Origin of the sequence: Acaryochloris sp. 'Moss Beach', from assembly GCF_021497025.1 — a bacterium.
Lineage (GTDB): Bacteria > Cyanobacteriota > Cyanobacteriia > Thermosynechococcales > Thermosynechococcaceae > Acaryochloris > Acaryochloris marina_A.
In genome coordinates, this window is record NZ_CP071717.1 from 671864 (window position 1) to 690662 (window position 18799).

The window sequence follows — 18799 nt, forward strand, 5'->3', positions numbered from 1 at the left end:
ACAACAGAAAGGAATCAGGGTATCGCTTATTTTGGGTAAGCTTTTTTTTACTATAGCAAAAGAAAAAAATGAATAGGTCAACAATAGCAATTGATTCATTTTTTTACCCTGATGATAAGATTTAGTCTTGGATAAGGTATCCAAGATTACCTAGAGAAAGATATCCAGTAAAGTATATATCAAGTTGCCAAGAATTGAGGGTTAGGATGAAGGCAGGAATTATAGATAGTCAGATCACGCCTTTCACTAGGGAACTGATTTTTGTTTAGGCCAACCCTAATTGTGTTCATAGTCAAAATCTGACTCAGCCATAGAAATGACTCAATAGAACTAGGAATACCTAATATCTAGATGCACTAGAATCAAGTCTGGGTGAGGGTTGACTCAACTAGCATCATCCATAAAGGCGTTAGTTATAGACTAAAAAAAAGCAAGGTATTTCAATACCCAAAATGTACAAGTTCTTAGTCTAGTAGAAGTTTTCTGATATTTAATGCTTTTGTTCTAAGTCTCTTAAGATTGACTGCAACAACCCCTCATTCAAGTACTTGAGATTAAGGAAATATAAATGTCTGCTGACCCATAAGTATTGACCAGATAGTTCAGTACAGGATAAACAGACAAGTCGCCAATCTAGTGCCGATATTGCTGGCCTTTACTAAAGACCCCTAACAAAAGGCCGACAATCGTAATTTGATGTAAAGGACCTAAAAAGAGTCCCGGAATAGGAAGTGATGCTCTTAAGACTAGAGCTATCAATAAACAAAGGACCAAGCCCCATAGGGTTGATACCTGGATCCGTCGTCTAGAGCCTATGACTCGTTCCAAAATGATGACGCCAAGGATGCCGATAGCCATATCTATGGCAGCCGAAGAGAGCAATCTCCAGGGAGGACCCAATATTGACCCAATCTGCACTTGTGACGATGCCGGTAAGATCAGGGTCAGCCCATAGTCAATCCCAGAAGCCAAGACAAGGGTAATCACAGAGGCATTGAGCAGTTGTTGCCACGGTAATGACTTGAATTGGTACATGCTTTCATCCGAAAAGAATTGCGTTTCAATTCTACCGATGCTTGGGTCTCAACGGGATGGGGCGACACTTTGCGTTAGCGTTGAGAGATGAATCAAGGATGGACCTATCACAATCAAGTGGATCGAGCTGGGGCAGGACTGACGCTCTTAGGATTTTATGCCCAACGATACCGGCATTCGAGTCGAACAGAATGGCAAGTCCGCATTGAAACGGGACAGGTGCACTTAGACGGTCAGCGAGCTTCCCCAGGTACGGTATTAAAGCAAGGGCAGAATTTGGCCTACCACCGTCCCCCGTGGCAGGAGCCAAAGGTACCCTTGACCTTTGACGTTTTATACGAAGATGCGGAAGTATTGGCCATCCATAAACCCTCAGGACTACCGGTGCTTCCGGGGGGTGGTTTTTTGGAACATACCTTGATTCATCAGGTGCAACAACACTTTCCCCACGGGACTCCTTTTCCCATTCATCGCTTGGGGCGCGGGACATCGGGGGTGGTATTGATGGCGCGATCGCAACCAGCTCGCGCTGCTTTGAGTCAGCAAATGAGGGATCGGCAAATTCAAAAGGTGTATCGAGCGTTGATCGGTCCCGAACAAACTGCTCGCCCACTGGCCGAACAGTTTGCAATTACCCAGACTATTGGCAAGGTGCCTTATCCAGGCTTGGGATATATCTACGCCGCCACCCCCAAAGGACGCCCTGCTCATAGCGCTTGTACAGTTCTTCAACGACGCTCAGAGTCCACTCTACTGGCAGTGACAATCACCACTGGACGTCCCCACCAGATTCGAATTCATTTAGCAACCATGGGCTATCCTTTGCTCGGCGACCCACTGTATGGGGTAGGAGGACAACCCCCATCTGCAAGCCTTGAGGATCTGTCACGACCTGTTCCTGGAGATTGCGGTTATTGTCTCCATGCTTTTTCTTTGCAATTTAGCCACCCAAGGACCCAGGATCTAATGCAGGTTATGAGTGATCCACCAGCCCCCCTGCGTCTCACTGGTTGTGATTCAATCAAATGTGGGTCAGATAGAATAATACATTCCTTCTGCTATTAGAGTAACCATGCAATGCCCATTGTGCGGTCATCCCAAAGCCTATAAGCATGGCAAGATGGCCAATGAGAAACAACGGTATCACTGTCCTATTTGTAAACGAACTTTCACTGAAACCTTTGATACCCTTTACTATCGTCGACAGACCTGCCGAGAGACGATCCATCAAGTTCTCCAATCTCATGCAGAAGGCACGAGTCTCAGAGGCATTGCCCGAATCACTGGGCTTTCCTACAACACGGTTGTCTCCCTCGTGCGTTCTGCTAGCCAACGCTCTCAGCAACTTCATAATGGCAACGTTCAAGCAGTCAGCACCGATGATGTCAGTGCCGATGAGATGTGGTCCTTTGTGAAAAAAAAGCAAAAACATTGCCGACCATCAGAGCTAGAGGTGGGCGATTGTTGGATGGCGATTACGTTGGCCAACACCAGTGGTTTGATATTGACCTGTCGGGTGGGCAAGCATACCGACTCATTGTTGGATGAACTGATGACCAGCACTGAAGGCAAGACCGATTGCAAGTTTTGGAATAGTGATGATTGGGGCGGTTATGAGCGCATCTTAGGGCCAGACATTATCCACTACATTGGTAAAGACCGAACTCAACGATTGGAGCGTACCAATGGGATTGTTCGGCAGCAAACAGGTCGATGGCATCGCCGCCAAAATAAGTTTGGCAAAGTTTGGGAGCAAACGAAGGTTACGGCTCGGTTAGGGGTGAGCTATTTTAATTGGATTTGGACTCACAGCCGATTCAAAACGACTGCGGCCCAACGAGCAGGATTAGCTGATTGCCCATGGAACTGGAATGACATTCTTTGCTACCCCACAATTATTTGAGGCACGACCGTCTCACTTCGGAGTGAAATAGACCGTTGGATTTAGCGTGTCTCAAATAATCGAGCCATGGGCTTCAGTCTGCATCTCACTTTCCGGCTATCCTATTCGCGAAGCTGTAAAGAAGTTCTTCGCGCATAGGATGGCTAGAATCACACATCTGACATGAGTCGGATCACACGAAAAGCTTTCGAGTCCTCTTATATTCGTGTCTAGAGAAACAGGTGAGGAAAGACATGAATCACAGCATTAGAGTTTTCAGCATTGCAACTGTGGCAGGATTAGTCAGTTTAGCCAGTTTGAATTTTGCCCCTTCATCCCATGCCAGCCATTATCTAGAAGTTCAAAATGCTCATTGGCTGGCCAAAGCAGAGCAAAAAAATCTCAATTATGATGGGGTTCTATATTGCGATGATGCTAAGGCGAAGATCAATATTCGTCGAGGTCCTGGAACAGGCTATCAAGTTGGATATAGTAGCTTTAGAGGGCTTGAAGTCGATGTTATTGCTTCCTATAAAAGCAATGGTTATAAATGGTACAAAATTCGCTATGTTAACCAGATTTTGCATCAAGCAGAGAATGGATGGGTGAGAGAAGACCTAATCAAAATACTTTAACCTGCAGGTCAATCCGCAGCGAGTGCTATTTAAGCGCTAGAACTCAGCCCTGTCCCGGAACAGTTTAAATTCAACCGCTTGCCCTAGGACGATCTTTTTATGACTCTTTTGGAGCAATCTCTACCCTCATTTATTCGCAATACCCAAGCAGAGTTGCATCAACAGGGCTATGTTATCCTGCCCCACATCTTTTCTGACCAAACCTGCCATCAGATATCTGAGAATCTTGCAGAGGTTACCCAATCAAAACCTGGAACCCGACGATTATTAGCTTTCGAGTGGTGCCAAGAACTGGCAAGAAGCCTTAAATCCCATCCACTAATCTCTCCGTTATTAGGACCAAATCCCGTTATCAATCAATGCACCTATAGCATTCGCCACTCTAATTAGGACGCTAGGTACAACACATGTTCCATTGCTTCTCTAAGTGAACCGAAGTGCTCTAATTGGTGTCTAATTCGACTTTTAATCCAAGCCCACGACCGTTCAATCTTATTCAAATCAGGAGAATAGGGTGGCAAGTACCACACTTCACATCCTGCGGCTTCTACCAGTTGCTCAATTCGCCCTCCCTTATGGAAGGTGGCATTATCAATGACTAACTTCTGCCCCGGTTTGAGCATCGGTATCAAACAAGTCTCAAGCCAAATTTCAAATACGGTGCGATTGCAAGCCCCTTCAATCGTGAACGGGGCCATGAGCTGCTTTCCTCTCAAAGCTGCAATCATATTGACTCGTCCACTTCTGCTACCAGACTTTAAAGCATAGACCCGCTCACCTTTGGGACCATAGCCATAGTCATACTCATCTCGATTGTCCATCCCTGACTCGTCAGCATAGACAATATCGTCTGGGTCTACTGTTGTTAACTTTTGGACGAACTCAGCCCGTTTGTGCTCATCACGTTGGCGGTAGCCATAGGTCTTTTTTTTCGAGTAAATCCAATATTCTTCAGCGCTCTTGAAATAGTACGCTCACTGATTTGCCCCTCCCACAACTCGGCCATCTGAGCTTGGGTTTTATAGCGATGTTCTTGAGCAAAAGCTCGAAACTTGTCCCAGTCTGTGATTTTGTGGCTATGGCCAAGGTGTTGTCTAGGGATGGGATGAAGATCACCTGTTTCTGCTTTGAGACGTTGCCATAGATTAATGGTGTTACGACTGATATGAAAGGTGTCACTCGCTTCTGAGGGAGGCATGCCATCAAGTTCAATAGCATCGATCACTTTGCAACGTAAATCGTAGCTGTAGATTTTAGGCATCCATTGAAAGACATAACAGTATCTCTAGTTTATTATGTCCTGAATAAAATGGCGCTTGCTATATTTTGAAAAATCTCCTGATCAAAATTGGTTAGTGGCACTGCATCAAGATGTCAGTATTGCAGTTCAACCAAATGCTGTTACCACTCAGTTGGGAATATCTCAAAAGGAAGGCCTATCTTTCGTGCAACCACCCGTTGAGGTTTTGAAACGGTTGCTTGCTCTCCGTGTTCATTTAGATGACTGCACAAAGGATAATGGTCCTCTAAAAGTGGTGCCCGGCTCTCATCAACAGGGGCGGCTTACTGATCCGATGATTGCAAAACTGCGGGATCACTCCGGTGATATGTCTTGCTTAGTAACCACAGGAGGAGTGTTAGCCATGCGTCCTTTGCTCCTACATGCTTCCAGCAAGATGGCCCTTCCCCAACATCGACGAGTTTTACATTTTCTCTGTGGCCCTCGCCAACTCCCGAATGGATTGGTTTGGCATGAAGCTATTTAAATCAATGCAGGGCCCTATAGGCTAAGAAAAATGGGGAAATGCCATAGACGAGGATATATTCTATCCATCAACAACGATTGCTCCTTGAATGTTCAAGGGGAGGTTAACCTCCCAGCTCTGCTGTGCAAATGAACCTCAGAACCCTTTATAATCCGATGGCTTTGTGTCACCCTATATATTCCCATGAGTACTCCCCTGAGCTGGCCTGAATTAGCTGACCGTACCGACTTCCATTTGGATCCTGCAAACGGTCCCACCAATTCTCAATCTTGCCTGCGTTTATTTGGACAATCCGAAGACGATGTCCGGGTGACGTTATTCCGTGATAATCATGCCTGGTGCCCCTACTGCCAGAAAATTTGGCTATGGCTAGAAGAGAAGCAGATTCCCTATCGAATCGAGAAAGTGACGATGTTTTGTTATGGGGAGAAAGAGCGGTGGTATAAGCAGATTGTCCCCTCTGGGATGTTGCCTGCACTGGAGCTCAATGGTCGGGTCATCACCGAAAGTGATGATATTCTAATTGCCCTAGAAAAAGAGTTTGGTCCCATGGGAAAGGGCATGAAAGATCCGGCGGTTATGCCTTTGCGCCAACTAGAGCGATTGCTATTTCGGGCTTGGTGTACTTGGTTGTGCTATCCCTCTCGTCCTCAACAAGATCAGCGTAATCGCGAACAGTTTGTCAGTGTGGTGAAAAAGGTCGAAGCTGCCCTTAGCCAGACTCCAGGCCCTTATTTTTTGGAAGAGTTTGGTACAGCAGACGCTATTTTCACCCCCTATGTCGAGCGGATGAATGCCAGCCTCTACTACTACAAGGGCTACTCACTAAGAGAGGAGAATCCTTGGTTCTCGGATTGGTTTGATGCCATGGAAAGTCGGCCCACCTACCGAGGTACTCAAAGCGATTTCCATACCCATGCCCATGACTTACCGCCGCAAATGGGTGGATGCTATAAAAATGATGATCCGCAAACTGCCATCAATAGGAATCGGGTAGACAATGGCCCCTGGACAGAGTTACCAGATGTCACCTATCCTGAACCCGCAACTTCTCGGGCGGAAGCGTTGCATCGAATGGTCAAGCATCACGAGAATATTATTAAGGTCAATCCTGCCAATGATGAGTTATTTGATGAAGCTCTGCGCTGTGCTCTGACCCATCTGATTACGGGTGAGGTGTGTTCGCCTCCGCCTGGTTCGGATCTTGGCCTGCGGTACTTGCGCGATCGCATCAGTGTTCCGCGGGATATGTCCATCTATGCAGCCAAACGTCTCAAGGCATCTCTAGAGACGACAGCCGCTCTCGTTGGCAACCGTCAAGGGACACCCATCCCTGTGCGCCACCGTCGTGACCAAGATCCCATGAACTTCGCGAAGGCATAAGTCATAAGCTGGGCAGGATGCCGTGGTTAGTATGATCGGTGTCCTTGTGACCATTCTTTAGGGCCATTAGAACAAAGATAGTGACTGGGCTAGAGGACGATGAATAAAGCTTTGACGGGATTGCTAGTTGCGATCGCATCTTGCAGTACTCTCTCATCGGCTTAGGCTCTCCCCGGCATGACCAAAGTCGAAGCAATAAGTTGGTCTTGAGGAAACTACGCAGGCCAATCTAATACTGAGCTAGCCAAAGTCCCTCCTTTGCAGACCACCCAAAAGTACAAACCGAATCAATCAGATCTGGATACCTCTTTTGAAGGGATGGGAGGGAAAGTTCATCTCACCGTCTTTATGGATCAAGCGGAGAAGGTAAAAACAGAAAATATTGATTACCGCCCAGCCTGCTATTGGACTGGACTATCAGATTGCTCTGGCCTCATTACATTTGAGAAAACCAACCAGGACAAAGGGACTGAGCTGATTCAAGCTATCTGAGGACAGGCAGTACTAGCTGACTTTCAGGCTGCATCTGTAACAAAAACCCATACCGATGGCAATACCTATCGTTGGTATCAAGGCCAGCTCCATAACTATGAGATGTTTTAAGTGAAAGTCAATACCACCAAGCAGTTCAGCCTAGTATCTAAGGATGTTACACAACGCGATCTCATGCAGCAATTCATGGAGTGGCACAGGTTACCCCCCTAAATACCCACCCAGCTCAGTCACTCAAAAAGCTCCCCCTAAAGCACAGCTTCTTTAGGGGGAGGATAGCCTTCTGTACTAAGTCATAGATAAGAGAGTTCACAAAGAACTCCACCACCAACCTAGCAATCAAATATGGGGAAATGTTGAAGGCAATCTATTCCAATTAGAGTGCAACTACTCTTGCCTACAGGCAGCAATAAAATACAGATGAGGCTGATCAGGAAGACTAGGATCTGGGAATTGGAATGTGAAGCGGCCAAACGAGGCACCTTCATCACCAGGTTGAATCGCTGATGCCTGCCAACCATACTGTTCAAAGAAAGCCTCCGGATCATCACAACAAGACAGCCAATACTTAGCCCAGCTATCCTGGCCGTTCATTATTACAGAGTTGATAACATCAGCCCCAAACCAACTTCCCTTAACAGACAAAGTTGTGATTGTTGTCAGCAAATTATGAACTTCTTCTTCATTCAGATATACTCTAGACGGCTAAGATATTAACTTCTTTAAAAGACTGAAACTTGAGTGATAGAAGGCTTGTTAGTTTCGCCTTGTGCTCTCCATTGCATTGATCAATGCAATGTTGAATGGCCCCTTTGAAAGAGTGAAAATCGGCATAATACTTCGAGTAGAGACATTCCTTGCGCACAAAGCGCCAAAGCCGCTCAATCAAATTCAAATGGGGTGAATAGGAGGGCAAATAGACTAACTCAATATCGACGATCTCAGCAAAGTCAGTCACCAGCTGGCATTTTTTGATATCGGGCATTGTCTAAAATGACGCTGATGGGTATGACTGGGTCGAGTAGTGCCAGCTTGGCTAGCAACAGACACATGCTATGAGAGTTGATGTAGGTGTGGTTGGTGATACTGGTGACTTCTTTGGTGACAGCGTTGAGTGCACCCAGAACATTGAATCGTTGACGGCCAGAAGGAGACGGGATGAAGATCCGACGAAGGCACCAGAGAAACCCCAGATAAGCCCGGTGAACAAAATGAGCAGCATCCACAAAAAAGACAAGACGCTCTTGGCGTTGAGCTTCCTCTAATAAGGGTTCAAGGCGAGTTTGTCGAAACTGCTCTTGCTCCTCAATTTTCTCGGGCAGACTCGACTTTCCCGGCACATACCCCACTTTTCGATAGCGACAACCAATGCGCTTGAGGAAGGCTTTGATCTGGGTTGGAGAACGCTTAATGCCTGTCAATTGTTCAATGACTGCTTGGGCTTCTGCACTGGTGCGGGGCGGGTGGTGCTCAAAGTAGGCTCTCACACTATCGCTATGAGCATTGAGTGAACTAGGTTGACCTTTGTATTCCAGGGTCTTCAGTCCTTCAATTCCGCCTTGTTGATACTGACGAAGGGTTTTAGCTAAGGTCGGACGACTAATCTGACAAAGCTGACAAATCTGGGCATGGGGAAGACCCTGACTTTTCAAGTAGAGCACTTCCATCCGTCGCTGCACCCGTGGGTGAGGATGATGATAGCGTTCGTAGTTGAGGTGTTGGATTTCCTCTGCGGTGAAATCAATTTTAATCATGCAAGTAAGAGAGTAGGTGGGGGGATACTCCCAGTGTGCCAAATCTCTCCGCTACTATGTTAAGTCACAAGTCGTCTGCAGTATAATATAGAACCCCTTCCAGGAGCCAAATTGACGGCTTTGACGGTTGATAGCCTTGTTTAATCAGCATCTCAGACCAAAGAGAGTCTTTCAAATCAGCTGCGATTGCATGCCGATTACAAGTAGGCTGAATATCCTCTAGAACTGATTCTTTGTAGGTCAATATATTACTTTGATCAATCTCATAAACATGAGTGTCAGCGGCCCATTCCATACGCAAAGCTCGGGTATCCAGACCTGCCCCTAACAGAACAATTTGCTGAATATTTTGAGAATGCCCTAGGATCAAGTCATCAAAGTAACGCGTTCGAATTGAGGTAAAAGGCTTTCCCGCTTTTTCATCTGCTTCTAGCCGGGGAATTACATCTTCTAGAACCTCTTTACCTGCTAGCTTCTCAGCAAAGGGATCAATGAATAATGCATCTGATCTTCTCGTTTCATATGCACGTCCAGCAGCCATATTTTTGGCGGTAAAACCAACGTCATCCCTTGTCTTAGACATACTATTTCCCCTAATTAAGTTTTAGCAAGTAGCGTCGATAGACAAATAAATATGATGAATATCAAGTTACTGAGATAATTTTATTTAACCTTTTTCTTTCTAAATCCCAGGGTTATTCCTATCTCAAAAACCACGATGCATTCCAACCTTATCAAGTCCAATATCAACTGTGAGAGCTGATTTATAAAGCAAATCCCATAAAAGCTACATCCCTTACCAGGCAATAACTATGGCATCTTTAAGATCGATTAAACTGAACTCATAGATCTTAGTTTTTATAGGATTTCGGCGACTTAATAAGTCATCTCTGATAAAGCCCATTATCTCAGAGATGAGGGTAAACACTACATGCTTAATAAACTAATTTCTAAATCAAACTGTATAAGATTTGTACTCCTAGTAGAGCATCCTCTTGCCGTCAGAACAAATCACAATAGTGATAGAAATATCTAAAGGGAGCATGTCACCTTTGCAAATGCACAAAGTTTGGAATTAAAAATTTGATGCCTGAAAGCAAGGCTAGCAAGGATTTTTGAGATGAGTATAAATACTAGCTTACAAAGGTGACATGCTCCCTATCTAAAAATCCTAATACTAGATCTTGGATAGCCTTTTTTCTAACATGTCTTATCCATAAATCTCACTAGGCATGGGTCCTTCATGCCGATCAATAATTCCTCTTCTTCTACAGGCTGAGTTGTTCTTCTAATAGAACAAGACTTCGGTAATCCATACCATTCTCAGATTTCTCAAGATACTTTCTTAAATCACTGAAGAAGTTCATGGAATTGCCACAGCGTTCCATCAGACCTTCTTCAGACTCCCCTCGTAAATTAGTAAGAGAAAGGCCTCAAGAAAAACGATAGAGCCTTAACTCAGCAGACATTTGCGGGTCTTGCTGTATTGGCACTTGGCTTAAGTGCATCCACTGCAGTTGCACCCCCACCCAGCGCTACATTACTATCCTAAATCCCCACAAACTATGAAAGTCGCTACGACCTAGCTCGCCCATTGTCTCCCTTCAACCTGGCCCGTATGGCATGTCAAGATTAGTTTACGAATGAAGGCGTACCTACGGCTAATCAATTGATTCGAGATTAGCTACCTACATGTAAATCCTACAAGTCTCCAATCATATAGATCAGCTTTATTCTACAGTTGCAACAAAGAGAATCAAGCCTTGAACAATATTCAATGAAGGTCGAAAAAGGCCAATGAAGTATTATCCTTTTCTGACTAACCCTTCATGAATCCGATTTTTTCGGTGATTGAGGATACCCAGGATGAGAATGGGCCAAATAACACTAGCGACTGTCAGAAAAACAAACCACTCTGGTGAACCACCATTTGGCCAATAATTTTGCCCATATTGAACGCAGATGACAACGGGTGTTAAAGCTAAAAAAGCTAAACTCCAGCCTAGAATATAAGTCCGGATGATATTGGCTAAATGTAAGGGTTCTTGACCTATAATATTGAACCCAAAACTATCGCCAATCAATGCTCTATTAGCAGACTTATATTCGAACTTAAAGGGACGGACTATACGTGATGCTAGGGGAAAAATAGGGATAAAAAATATAGTAATCCAAAGCGTCACACGATAGAGACCGTTGGGAAAAGGCCTGTATCCAAGAACTGAAACACCTATCCCATAGATTGAAAAACCGAAGAATTGGTTCAATGATATTTGTAAGAGGTTTCTCTCCATAAATTTCTCACTTGCCAACCATTGATAGAGAGGGTTCAGTTGATTAGGATTGAAATCTATCGAACAAGGAAAAATTCAATTCGATAAATTATATCTTTTCGTCAATATCAAGAAGATGAAAATTCTAAATCAGCTCAAAAATAGGTAAGCACATATACCTGTTTTTCTTGAAGCCTAGGCAAATATTCAATCAAGCAAATAATGCTTAAACTCTCTACACTTATAATTCCCAAATTGTGATAATTTTCCGACACAAAAAGAATTAGGATCAAGTGCCGTTTGAAGATGACTAAAATAGGCCCTAATAGTGGTTTAACATTTCCTAGTGATCTTTGTCATCGGCAAAAACAAGGATGAATTTTATACTGTGGGCATGAAATTCAGCTTTGAGATAGTTTGGAATGAGACGGAATCAAAGATTTAGCTTTGTTTTGCCCCTTTGCCTCTTGAGCTTGGGTTTATCCATTCAGGCTTGTCAACAAACTTCAGCCGATACAAGTTCACCTAACCCCTCTGGGACTCCATCAGATCGTCAGCAGTCTGGGGCAGGTCGATCTGGCCCGCTCAGTAAAGACTTAGACAAGATAGGCAAATCTGGTAGTTCTTCTTCCGATAAAGGGGAAATCCGGGAAGTCACTTACATCGCTGAAAAAATCAAACCGACGCCAGCTCAACTCGCGAGCAAAGATCTGAATTCTCGTATTAATGTGCGATCGCAACCCTCCACTCGCTCCAAGGCCAAACATTTTGGCTACAAAGGGGATGCAGTCACCCTGCTCCAAAAAGCGAAAGGAGAAGGAGATGCCACCTGGTACTATCTTCGCTTTGACCAGTCCCAGGCTGAAGGCTGGATTCGCGAAGACTTTATTTCTAGATCCACTACTTCACTATTGCCCAAATCAGAATATCGCCCTTACAATTTCGAGACTGATCCTTGGCTTGCCTCCTTTAATAAAACCTATGCCACTGCTAAGCAACGGCAAGAATCTTGGCTTGCCGAGGCACCTACGGTTGCCTTGAGACTGTCTGGGTTTCCTAACTCAGGCGAATGTAAACCCACTGAAGTGCATACAACCGAACATAGTGCTTCAAGCGTAACGGTTGTCATCCATAGTGGTCCCGCAAAAGAACCTTGCATGGATGATTCGGTTCGAGCCTCACAGATCCGAGTTGATTTGGTAAAGGAGAATCAAATTTGGGCGATTGAATGGGCGGGCGGTCGTTATCAGTGTCATCAGGGGAGAGGACAGCAAGATTTTGCCCCTGCTCTGTGTAGTTAAAAAGCAGACGGCTGATGTCTGACCCCCTAGATCCAGTTTTGATTAGCTGGGGATGTCATCGGAGCTGGATAGGGGAAATAGTCGAGTGACTGTTGCTATTCCTGCCTCGACTTTCCAGAAAATATCAAACCCTGCTAGCCGCATATTCCACTCTTGCCCGGGTTGACCATCTTTCCTGCGCTCATAACCTGGGCGAGGATCTTGGGCAATCACATCCGAAATCATCGGTTGGATTTCATTTCGATCCCCCGTCAATGCTGAGATGAGGTTAGCCGTTGCTTCGGGACTCCATTCCACAGGCAATAGGGGATCTCCATCATCGGCCCAAGCACTGGTTGCAGTTGCGATCGCATCTGCATACGGTACATAGGGCTTAATATCCAACACGGGTGTACCGTCTAAAAAGTCTCCTCCATGGATATGGAGCAATATTTCGGTTGGGGTCTGTTCCACTTGATCCAAAGGCACTGCACTCAGTCCAATCTGATTCGGACGATTGGGACTGCGGGTTGCATAAACCCCCATGCTCTTGTTCCCACCCAGACGAGGTGGACGCACCAGGGGACGAAACTTGGAAAAGGACTGACCATGTAGCAGAAAGATCACCCATATATGGGAAAAGCTCTCAATTCCTCGCAATGAATGCCACTGCTGATCGGTGTGGGGAAAGACAATGGCTGCTTTTGCAGACTCCACTAATCCGGCCTGTCGAGGAATACCAAAGCGTTCAGGATAGCAAGATCGAATATAGGCAATCGGGGTTAAAGATACCTCATTCAAGTTGGAAAGGGGATTAGGGATCGGCATGATTATTTTTACCCTGCTTGGCTTCTAGGCGATCTAAGGTGCGATCAAAGCAGGCTCGAATATTATGCAGTAAATATAGATCTTCAGCGCCCAATAGTGCCAAACCGCGAGTAACGTATTTCTGATAGCGTTCTGCCAATCCAATGCGCTCCATAAGCTGCAGGGAGGAGTGTTTGAGATTGGCATATTCGAGCGGGGGCATGGGGGCACGATTCAGCCGCTGGTCTTTAATTTGGACTGCTGACTCTGACAGCATAAAGCTATACACCATCACAGCCTGGGCCAAGTTCAATGAAGGATGAGGATTGTCCTGAGGAATGGTCGTGATCAGATCGCAACGATCGATATCTTGTCGATTCAAGCCAGACCGTTCTCCCCCAAAGACAAATGCAACGTGCTGTAGGCTCTCTCCCTTTGCTTGTAACTGTTGGGGCACCTCCCGCACTGAAATATATTGATACTTCTCATAGCGATGGCGGGCGGTGGTGGCGCAGGCGAAATCAATGTCATGCAACGCCTCTGATAAAGTCTGATAAATGGGAGCCGCATTGAGGACGGCTTGGGAACCGTGGGCCAGGACTTGGGCTTTTTCTGAGTTGCGATCGCATCGAGGTCGCACCAGCCGCAAATCCGTATGGCCCATTGTATTTAAAGCCCGAGCCGCAGCCCCCAAATTTTCTGGAACTTCTGGTTCAACCAGGATGAATGAGTACTGCATGAAAGTCCAAAACTTGCCTTGTCACAGAGAGTACGCTGCATAAACTTTAATGCTTGGTTCTCTCCAAACTATTGACGCTAGCATGATTGACCCAGGCAAAACTGCCATGATGTCCAAATTCATCTTCCAAATAGGCTTTGCTTCACCTTTATCCTCAACAGTGTGGAAGATAAAAGCATGCCAATCAAGATCCTGTTTTATAGATTTGAATGAGCTGGAGTGATTTTTAACTGGGGAATCTATGGGGTTGCAAAGGCAGAAAACGCTATAGGCTAGCGATTAATTGAATTTGCGATTCGGCTAGTATTTTCCGCGGTTCTAATTGAAGCGATAAACGCTTCCAACGTAATTCGGAAGAAAATAATATTCAGTACAAAAACGAGTGGAGCAAAAATCAAGGCACCAATAGCGGGTAGTGCACCTTGAGTTAAACCTCCAATTAAAATGAGTAAAGCAAATAAGCCGATGAATAAAATACCTATCCCATAGAGAACTCCAGCGATTTGAATCGCGATAAATTCGGAGAAAGATAGATCAAAGAGCTTAGCAAAGAATCCTTTTCGAGATGCCATATTCATTTACCCTCACTTGACTTTATATTTTGGCCTCCATTATTAGAAGAAAAGGGCTTGATCTGGCTACTTTAATATTTTTTTTATTATTCAGAGCATTAAATCTAAATAACCCTAATTATATGTATTTATATATGAATATTTATCGATTTTTCTATACTTCCACTGAAGTATAGTGGTTTATTTGATCTTTTATGAATACTCCTTCTAAGCTATTTCAATCACTTATGCTGACTATAAACACTGGACCCACTCTTGAATATCAAATTAATCAGGCTTGGTATTCAAAGAAATTAAATAGATTACAAGCAAAAAAAAATATAACTAAAAAAATTTATATCAGATTTAAAATAAAGTAAATATACTTTTCTCTGGATTGATAAATAAAGCCTGATTTTTTTATCATTACGATAATCATGATAGTTCTTACCAAAATCTGTGTATCTTAAATTGGGAATCACTTGGTTGCCCCCCAAGTCCCATATATCCATAAATCTGAGTGCTCCTCTCTAGCCATCCCGTGATTGGGTTCTTAACCAATGAGAGAAGAAGATTGCGAATAGGTATCCACTATGGCTTTTTTAGAACAAGAAAATAGTACGCAACAACAAAAACAACACCGAGCTTGGTGGAATCGGCCTCTGATTGGTGATCGGAGTGTGACAGAGCGGATTAGCTCTTTGGTCAAAGGGGGCAAGAAAGAAGAAGTCCCTGAAAAAGTGATTAAAACCCATGCGGATGCTTTGCAGGCGATACATAAACTGGTGAAGCGGGCTTTGTCTATTGACAATGGCAAATATGGCAATTCTGAGTTCCTAGCCTTTGTTAAGCTCAAGCGAGCTTTTGCTGAAAGCCATGAGGGATATGAGAATCTGGACCGATATCTTCAGCTTTTGCATGCGGGTATTTCTGCCAAACACACATTCATAGCTTTGGAACGCATGGAGTTCAAGTTCTATGGTTCTAAACATGCTCTCCTTTATGACTATGTTGAGGCTTTATTTCAAAGCAATATCCCGCAGGCTGAGTTCCTTGATAGCCTACATGCCAAATTTGTGGAGGTCCAACCTCAACTCCGCACAGAGGTAGGGAAAGAAGTATTACAGCAGTATTATCAAAATTTAGAAACGATCACCAAACATCGGTTTGGATTTCGGTTATTGCGTTCCTTCAAACGCCATAAAATGACCAACTATTCCATGCTCAATACAGTTGCCAAGATTATTGATGGATTAGATCGATTAGACTTGCATGACTTAGGCATCCTCAATACGGAAGTGATTGCCCATTACGAAACCTTTCAGCGGTTGGGGGAAATTATAGGCATGCCAGAATCATTGGTGAACCCCAAAACCTTTGGCCGCATGCTGCAGTATGTCGCTTTAGAAGAAAAATATAAAACAGCCTATCCTAAGTTTCAGGAGTTAGTGGTACTGCTTGAAGAGTGGTATAGGAACTTTACTATTGCCCAAAATCTACGCAATGAATATAACCCCAAGAAATATAAGAGGGTGAAGGAATTTGGGACTTCGATTCCTGGGGTTGCTATCTATAACAAATACAAAGCTTATTTCAGCTAAAAGAACGCGGGTTGCTGAACGGACGCTACCACTGTTGATGAATCAACTGCATATTGTGCACCGTACAGTGGAGGATCTCCGGCTGTGCTAAGTATTCCATCAATGGACTGAGCTTCGGAATATTGAGGAGAAAAGCATCGTAATCGAGGGCTGTCAGTTGGCGAAGAATTCTACACCACTGAGAGTAATCAATCTGCGAAGGATGAATTTGAGGAAGCAGCCGACTTAGAGACTTGGCTCGATCGGCTTTATCGGTGAATTCAAAGGTTGCGGCCAGGGTCTGAGCCAGTAGGTCATTGGGTAGCAAGGCATTGAGGGAATCAAGGGTTCTTTTTCTGGCTTCCCATGGACTCAATTTCAGCTCTGAGGATGTCAGTTGGGTCTTGAGAGTACTTAAGACCGATGTGTACGCCTGATTACTAGGGTGCTGCTTTCTATGGGCCTGAATGTTTAATAGTAATGCTCGAGAACAGTAGGGAATGACGCTGTTAAGCATTCTCTGCTGTTTGTCTTTGCGGGTTGTCTGTTGAGCAATGCCTAAAACGTGCTGAATCTGCTCTTGGGTTAACTGAGGGGCCAACTGTTGAAATGCCAATATCTGGGTGTCTGTATCGGTGATTTGGCAAGCTGCTGTCAATGCAGCGGGAAGTAGTTTGGGGCGATATTGGCTTAAGGTCCAGTAGGCCCGAAATTGAGTATTACTATCCTGGCATTGCGAAAGCCAGTGGAGTGCCGTTGGCAGAATAGACTTATCTATATTGGCAAGTTGGCAAATGGATAGGACTTTTGCAGTTAGATTTGTGAAAGCACTTATCTGATCTTTCACTTCGGTTTGGACAGATGGAGAAAGATGGGGAAAAAGAGTGCCTAAAGCTTGTCCCCGGTCTCGTTCGGCTGGCAAGGTGTTAATTATTTTGAGTAGCTTGGCCGTAATATTGGGTGCAGAATGATGCTTGCAGATGGGGGGAAGGACAGAGCTATAGGCCAGCGGATCTTCAAACTTTTCCAAAATATTCAAAGTGAGTTGAATCTCAACCTCACTTAAATACGGAACAATTTTGCTGAGTGCGAATGCACAAGACCGTTCCTCCTCGATGGAACACACTGTGCGAAAGGTGACCGAAAGCAGGCCAGGATGGTTGGGAAGCAGGTGAAGGAGAAGCGTAGCCCTTGTGGATGAATGTTCAATAGAATTGATGACTTCCAGAACCTGAGCCTTTTGGGCATTAGAGATAGTGGGTGCAACGGCGACCAGAAATTCTGAGCAAACACTTTCTTCTATTTCATCCGTTTGGCTATTGATCAGCTGGTTCAAATAAATGGAAGTGGTTTGGGGCCAACGAGTTACAATGCCGCAGGCAGCAACCATCTCATCCGATGGGGAAAGGGTTTGGGCAATGGCAACGGTTTGATCTAAAAGGGGTGTGGGGATCTGAGCTGATATCTCCCGCAGCACAATCGCTTTGTAAAAGTCAGCCGATAAGGACGGGATGATTTTTAACAGATCCGGAAACAGCGTTGTTTCCAACAGAGGGGCCAGCAGGCATAATGACTGAGCTTGGTGGGCGGCATTAGACTGACGCTGGATAACCGATAGGAGATAAGGATGATAGGTGGTGGGCAGGGCTGGAATTAAGTCTTGTAGGACTTCAAATTGATGTTGCGAGTCTTGAATCAGTTCTAAATAGGTAATGCTTTGGGTGGGTGTCCAGATTTGTTGGCGAACAAAGGCCCCTACCAGCGGGGCCGGTAGACGAGTAACCAGACGGTGATGAGCAACGGTCATCATGGCATAGCGACATTGCAATTGAATGGCTTGCGTGGGAGATTGCTCGTATTGTTCCTCTGCCAGTTGCCACGCTAAGTTCACGTCTCGGCAGTAGAAGGCCGTATAGCCGTTGCGATCGCAAGCTTCATACCAACCATTCGCACCAGACTCCGCTTCTTCCTGCAGGAGGATGTGGATTTCATCACAGCGGTCGGCAGCCTGCAAATGCCAGGTTAAATGGGCATGAATATAACCATCGTCTGCCAGGGTGTGCCACAACCGTTTATGGGTGAGGGTCTGGTAGCGTTCAATCAGGGCCGCATGGACATCTCTTGCTTCGAGCTGTTTAAGCTGCAGTAAGCCGGTATAGGCAACCTGCTGTAACAAGGCGGGAAGTTGATAAATATGCTGAAAAGGGCTGAGGCTGGACTGCAGCCATTGCTTTTCTATCAGGATCTGCTGATCGACCCATCGCTGTAGGAGCACTTCAGCCTCTGCCACCGGGCAGAGCCATAGGGTAGAAGCGGTTTTAGCCGTAAAAGTTGCGTTTTTGGCCAGAATACCTAACCAGGAGAATCGTTGCTCTTCTTCTGCATTCAGAGCAAAGGGCTGGGACATGTCAGACAGAGCTTGATTGGCATCAAGAGCCTGGGGCCAATCGGATACTTGCCCTGCGGCTAGCTCTTCCGCTGTAGGGTTTGGTTCATCTATGGATCCTGCCGGTGGTAAGGGAGGAAGAATAGTGTCTAAACGGCTCACAAAAGCGAATACTAAGTTCGGAAACAGCCAAACTTAGTATTCCCAATGGTTTTGGCCGATGGGACAATTTGCCC

Annotated in this window: 18 protein-coding genes and 1 pseudogene; 9 read left to right on the forward strand and 10 right to left on the reverse strand. The window is 45.1% G+C overall.

From position 1 onward, the window contains the following. Window positions 1–633: 633 nt before the first annotated feature. Window positions 634–1035, reverse strand: a complete 402-nt coding sequence (locus tag HRE53_RS03180) for a hypothetical protein (RefSeq protein WP_235109042.1) — start codon at window positions 1033–1035, stop codon at window positions 634–636. Window positions 1036–1122: 87 nt separating this feature from the next. Here HRE53_RS03180 and HRE53_RS03185 point away from each other — a divergent pair, with 87 nt between their 5' ends. The 4 genes from HRE53_RS03185 to HRE53_RS03200 all read left to right on the forward strand — a co-directional run bounded on the left by HRE53_RS03185 (window position 1123) and on the right by HRE53_RS03200 (window position 3942). Beyond that, window positions 1123–2100 carry an RluA family pseudouridine synthase gene (locus HRE53_RS03185; protein ID WP_235109043.1) on the forward strand — a complete coding sequence of 326 codons (978 nt, stop codon included), beginning with the start codon at window positions 1123–1125 and terminating at the stop codon, window positions 2098–2100. A 7-nt stretch (window positions 2101–2107) separates the two neighbouring features. Continuing rightward, window positions 2108–2938 carry an IS1 family transposase gene (locus HRE53_RS03190; protein ID WP_235108928.1) on the forward strand — a complete coding sequence of 277 codons (831 nt, stop codon included), beginning with the start codon at window positions 2108–2110 and terminating at the stop codon, window positions 2936–2938. 233 nt (window positions 2939–3171) lie between these two features. Next, on the forward strand, window positions 3172–3552 hold the full coding sequence (locus HRE53_RS03195) for a hypothetical protein (protein WP_235109044.1): 381 nt from the start codon (window positions 3172–3174) through the stop codon (window positions 3550–3552). Window positions 3553–3651: 99 nt separating this feature from the next. Next, window positions 3652–3942: a hypothetical protein gene (locus tag HRE53_RS03200; RefSeq protein ID WP_235109045.1), complete on the forward strand. Its 291-nt coding sequence runs from the start codon at window positions 3652–3654 to the stop codon at window positions 3940–3942. Here HRE53_RS03200 and HRE53_RS03205 read toward each other — a convergent pair. Next, window positions 3939–4813, reverse strand: a protein-coding gene (locus HRE53_RS03205; RefSeq protein ID WP_212662369.1) for an IS630 family transposase whose coding sequence is annotated in 2 segments (ribosomal slippage) — window positions 3939–4481 and window positions 4484–4813 — 873 coding nt in all. Because the reading frame shifts where the segments join, the coding sequence is not laid out codon by codon here. The genes HRE53_RS03200 and HRE53_RS03205 overlap by 4 nt on opposite strands. Before the next feature lie 55 nt (window positions 4814–4868). On the opposite strand from HRE53_RS03205, the gene HRE53_RS03210 reads away from it, so the two are divergent. The 3 genes from HRE53_RS03210 to HRE53_RS03220 all read left to right on the forward strand — a co-directional run bounded on the left by HRE53_RS03210 (window position 4869) and on the right by HRE53_RS03220 (window position 7193). Continuing rightward, entirely contained in the window at window positions 4869–5318 is a 450-nt protein-coding gene (locus tag HRE53_RS03210) for a phytanoyl-CoA dioxygenase family protein (protein ID WP_396133411.1), read from the forward strand. Between the two features lie 183 nt (window positions 5319–5501). Further along, a complete protein-coding gene (locus HRE53_RS03215; protein WP_235109047.1) occupies window positions 5502–6701 on the forward strand; it encodes a glutathione S-transferase family protein in 1200 nt (399 codons plus the stop codon). 258 nt (window positions 6702–6959) lie between these two features. After that, complete coding sequence (locus tag HRE53_RS03220; RefSeq protein ID WP_235109048.1) at window positions 6960–7193, forward strand: hypothetical protein; 234 nt, start codon at window positions 6960–6962, stop codon at window positions 7191–7193. 387 nt (window positions 7194–7580) lie between these two features. Here the strand turns inward: HRE53_RS03220 and HRE53_RS03225 are convergent, their stop codons facing one another. The 4 genes and pseudogenes from HRE53_RS03225 to HRE53_RS03240 all read right to left on the reverse strand — a co-directional run bounded on the left by HRE53_RS03225 (window position 7581) and on the right by HRE53_RS03240 (window position 11241). Next, entirely contained in the window at window positions 7581–7787 is a 207-nt protein-coding gene (locus tag HRE53_RS03225; RefSeq protein ID WP_235109049.1) for a hypothetical protein, read from the reverse strand. A gap of 103 nt (window positions 7788–7890) precedes the next feature. After that, window positions 7891–8989: pseudogene (locus HRE53_RS03230) on the reverse strand (IS630 family transposase). A gap of 22 nt (window positions 8990–9011) precedes the next feature. Then, window positions 9012–9530 (reverse strand): class I SAM-dependent methyltransferase, encoded by a 519-nt coding sequence (locus tag HRE53_RS03235; RefSeq protein WP_235109050.1) that lies wholly within the window; start codon window positions 9528–9530, stop codon window positions 9012–9014. Between the two features lie 1222 nt (window positions 9531–10752). Continuing rightward, window positions 10753–11241 carry a hypothetical protein gene (locus HRE53_RS03240; protein ID WP_235109051.1) on the reverse strand — a complete coding sequence of 163 codons (489 nt, stop codon included), beginning with the start codon at window positions 11239–11241 and terminating at the stop codon, window positions 10753–10755. A 401-nt stretch (window positions 11242–11642) separates the two neighbouring features. Between HRE53_RS03240 and HRE53_RS03245 the strand changes: the two genes are divergently transcribed. Continuing rightward, window positions 11643–12521 carry an SH3 domain-containing protein gene (locus HRE53_RS03245; protein ID WP_235109052.1) on the forward strand — a complete coding sequence of 293 codons (879 nt, stop codon included), beginning with the start codon at window positions 11643–11645 and terminating at the stop codon, window positions 12519–12521. A 42-nt stretch (window positions 12522–12563) separates the two neighbouring features. Here HRE53_RS03245 and tsaA read toward each other — a convergent pair whose 3' ends face one another. From tsaA to HRE53_RS03260, 3 genes are all read right to left on the reverse strand, one after another. Continuing rightward, window positions 12564–13328 carry a tRNA (N6-threonylcarbamoyladenosine(37)-N6)-methyltransferase TrmO gene (gene tsaA / locus HRE53_RS03250; protein WP_235109053.1) on the reverse strand — a complete coding sequence of 255 codons (765 nt, stop codon included), beginning with the start codon at window positions 13326–13328 and terminating at the stop codon, window positions 12564–12566. Further along, window positions 13315–14046: a TrmH family RNA methyltransferase gene (locus HRE53_RS03255; protein ID WP_235109054.1), complete on the reverse strand. Its 732-nt coding sequence runs from the start codon at window positions 14044–14046 to the stop codon at window positions 13315–13317. The genes tsaA and HRE53_RS03255 overlap by 14 nt, the downstream gene beginning before the upstream one ends. 272 nt (window positions 14047–14318) lie before the next feature. Beyond that, complete coding sequence (locus HRE53_RS03260) at window positions 14319–14618, reverse strand: DUF4282 domain-containing protein (RefSeq protein WP_235109055.1); 300 nt, start codon at window positions 14616–14618, stop codon at window positions 14319–14321. A 572-nt stretch (window positions 14619–15190) separates the two neighbouring features. On the opposite strand from HRE53_RS03260, the gene HRE53_RS03265 reads away from it, so the two are divergent. After that, on the forward strand, window positions 15191–16198 hold the full coding sequence (locus tag HRE53_RS03265; protein ID WP_212662199.1) for a hypothetical protein: 1008 nt from the start codon (window positions 15191–15193) through the stop codon (window positions 16196–16198). Window positions 16199–16223: 25 nt separating this feature from the next. On the opposite strand, the gene HRE53_RS03270 is transcribed toward HRE53_RS03265, so the two are convergent. Beyond that, the gene (locus tag HRE53_RS03270) at window positions 16224–18725 is read right to left on the reverse strand and encodes a hypothetical protein (RefSeq protein ID WP_235109056.1); all 2502 of its coding nucleotides are present in this window, start codon (window positions 18723–18725) and stop codon (window positions 16224–16226) included. Between the last annotated feature and the right edge of the window lie 74 nt (window positions 18726–18799).